The 2,601-nt window shown below is 63.4% G+C and carries 2 protein-coding genes; one reads left to right on the top strand and one right to left on the bottom strand.

What is annotated here, in order from left to right; translation table 11 throughout:
- On the bottom strand, window positions 1–755 hold a 755-nt coding region (locus MKL11_RS01240; protein ID WP_409565792.1), incomplete at its 3' end, for a Gfo/Idh/MocA family oxidoreductase.
- Window positions 756–866: 111 nt separating this feature from the next.
- Here MKL11_RS01240 and MKL11_RS01245 point away from each other — a divergent pair.
- On the top strand, window positions 867–1,820 hold the full coding sequence (locus MKL11_RS01245; protein WP_243939552.1) for a LysR family transcriptional regulator: 954 nt from the start codon (window positions 867–869) through the stop codon (window positions 1,818–1,820).
- Window positions 1,821–2,601 lie beyond the last annotated feature (781 nt).

A 2,601-nucleotide genomic window follows, 5' to 3' on the forward strand; every position in this document is an offset into this window, starting at 1 on the left:
CCGCAGGCCGGGAAGGCGAGGCCGTCGTCCGGCGGGCTGAGGTCGCAGCCGTTGGCCACCGCCGCCATCTCCAGGGCGGACTTGGTGCCGTCGAGGAAGGAATTGAACATCTGCGGGTTGAAGTCGCCGCCGGCGACCTGCTCCTCGCTGAAGCCGTAATGCCCCCACACCGTGTCGGGCGTCGACTGGTGGTAGACCGGCAGGTACTTGGTGCCCTTGCCGGCGCAGACGACGTCGAGCCCGACGCAGCGCGCCCAGTCCACCAACTCGGCAATCAGGGCGGGCTGGTCGCCCGACGCCATGGAGTAGACGATCCCTGCCTCGGCGGCCCGGCGGGCCAGCAGCGGGCCGGCCAGCGCATCCGCCTCGACGTTGACCATGATGATGTGCTTGCGGTGCGCGCACGCAGCGATCACGTGGCGGATGCCGGCGGCGGGGCTGCCGGTGGCGTCGATGACGATGTCGATGAAGGGGCTGGCGATCATCGCCGCCGTGTCGTCCGTCACGAAGGTTTTCTGCGACCGGGACGCCTCTTCCAGGGATGCGGTCTGGGAGCGCTCGTCGGGCCAGCCGACCCGGTGCATCGACGCCTTGGCATTGACAGGCGAGAGGTCGGAGACGCCCACGAGGTGAATGCCAGGGGTCCGCCACGCCTGCGACAGAAACATTGAGCCGAACTTCCCGGCGCCGATCAGACCAACGCGGGCCGGACGGCCCTCCGCCGCGCGCCGCTTGAGCTTGGCGTACATTGACATGGCGTTGCTCCGTTGAGGGGCGACAACGGCCCCCTTCTATGAATTTTGTCTCGTGTTGCGGGGTTGTACCGGCGCACGTCCGGCAGGAAAATGTGAATTGGAGCAAGCTCGATGTGCGTGAATTCCAAAGGACCTGACTTCGACTGGAACGACCTGCGCTCGTTCCTGGCGGTGGTGCGAGCTGGGCGCCTAACCGTCGCCGCCCAGCAGCTCGGAGTCGACCACTCGACACTGAGCCGCCGGATCACGTCTCTAGAGAACGCTCTCCAGGTCCGGCTCTTCGACCGTCTGCTCACCGGCTACGTCCTCACCGAGGCCGGCCGTAGCCTCGTCGGCGAGGCCGAGCGGATCGAGGCGGTCGCTATCCGCATTTCCTCGGACCTGATGGAAGCCAAGGTGCAGATGTCCGGGCCGGTCCGGGTCGCAACGCCGGAAGGATTCGGCACCTACTTCCTCGCCCAACACCTGCAGACCCTGGCTGGGCGCCACCCGGAGGTCACCCTCGAACTGATCGCCGATCCAGGCGTCGTCAGCCTCGCCCGGCGGGAAGCCGACATTGCCGTCACCATGGAGAGGCCAGATGCGGGGCCGCTCCGGGCCCAGAAGCTTATGAACTACGAGTACGGACTCTACGGCAGTGAGCAGTTCTTGCGGGAACACGGCACGGGCAAGGGCGACCTCGACTACGACGGCGTCCGCCTTATCGGCTACATCCATGACATGATCCCTACGCCCGCCCACGACTACCTGTCGGAGCTGATTCGGGGGCGGCGGGCGGACCTACAGATCTCGAACATCATCACTCAGCTCAGCGCTACGCTTAGCGGCTACGGTCTGTGCATCCTGCCTTGCTTCATGGCTGCTCAGCACAGGGCGCTGCGGCGAGTCATACCGGAGCGTATTCGCTTCACCCGTTCCTACTGGCTCGTCACCCATGTCGACGTGCGGGCGCCGGCCCGCGCGAAGGCGATCGTAGCGTTTCTCCAGGACATCGTGAGGGAGAACCGGTCGCTGTTCCAGCCGTCTGCGGCGACGCAGCCCGACAAGGACGAAACCGACTGGTAGGCCTGGCCTTCGCTCGAACGAATATTGCGCAGGCGCTCTCGACTAAACCACGCTAAATTCTACTTGCGCGAGACGAGTGGAGCAGGAGCTAAGTACTATCACAAAATGTGCAGAAAACCAATGAAAGCGTTAGCCCTTGTTCCGAAAGGGCGGGGCAAGATTTTCTGTGTTTTTTACGAATTCGTCGGCGATCATAGCAGCAGCGCTATTTCGGACGCCAGCATGAGTCCGTAGCCTGCATGTCTGGGTCTATCCGCCCTCCGATGTACCAGGATCCGTCGCATCTTATCTCCGGGCCCGGGCAGCGGAAGTCATCCTGGCCTTACTGGTCGACCTCGTTGTGATCATCCTGATCCCCTGTTTCTCAATCGGGTTCCTCTGAGCCGGCGCACGTGAGAGGACGCTCGGCCAACGAAGGTAATTCAAGTCGATAATTGGCTTATGAGGCAACGTGGACCGCGACGCGAACCACTTGATGTTCCGGTTCGGAGAAGCGCAGTGCAATCACTGAATGTCTGAAATAGGCGCAGAGCCGAACGGTCGGTTTTGCGCCCATTTGTGATCCGGCATGGCGTAGTCTGGCCGAAAGCGGAATGACTGCTTCTGAGGAGGCCGGCGGGGAAAGCAGACGGTCCCTTCTCGACCCAACCCAGTCGCTCGGACCGCCGTCGGCGCTTCCCAAAAGCAGCCGTTCGTCAGCCCTCCGACAACTTCGGCTCGGGGTGGTTAGCGGAACTCGGCGTTAGAGCCTCCAGTGGCACTGGTGGACTCATGAGCTACA

It is taken from the genome of Methylobacterium sp. J-077, assembly GCF_022829365.1.
Classification (GTDB): domain Bacteria; phylum Pseudomonadota; class Alphaproteobacteria; order Rhizobiales; family Beijerinckiaceae; genus Methylobacterium.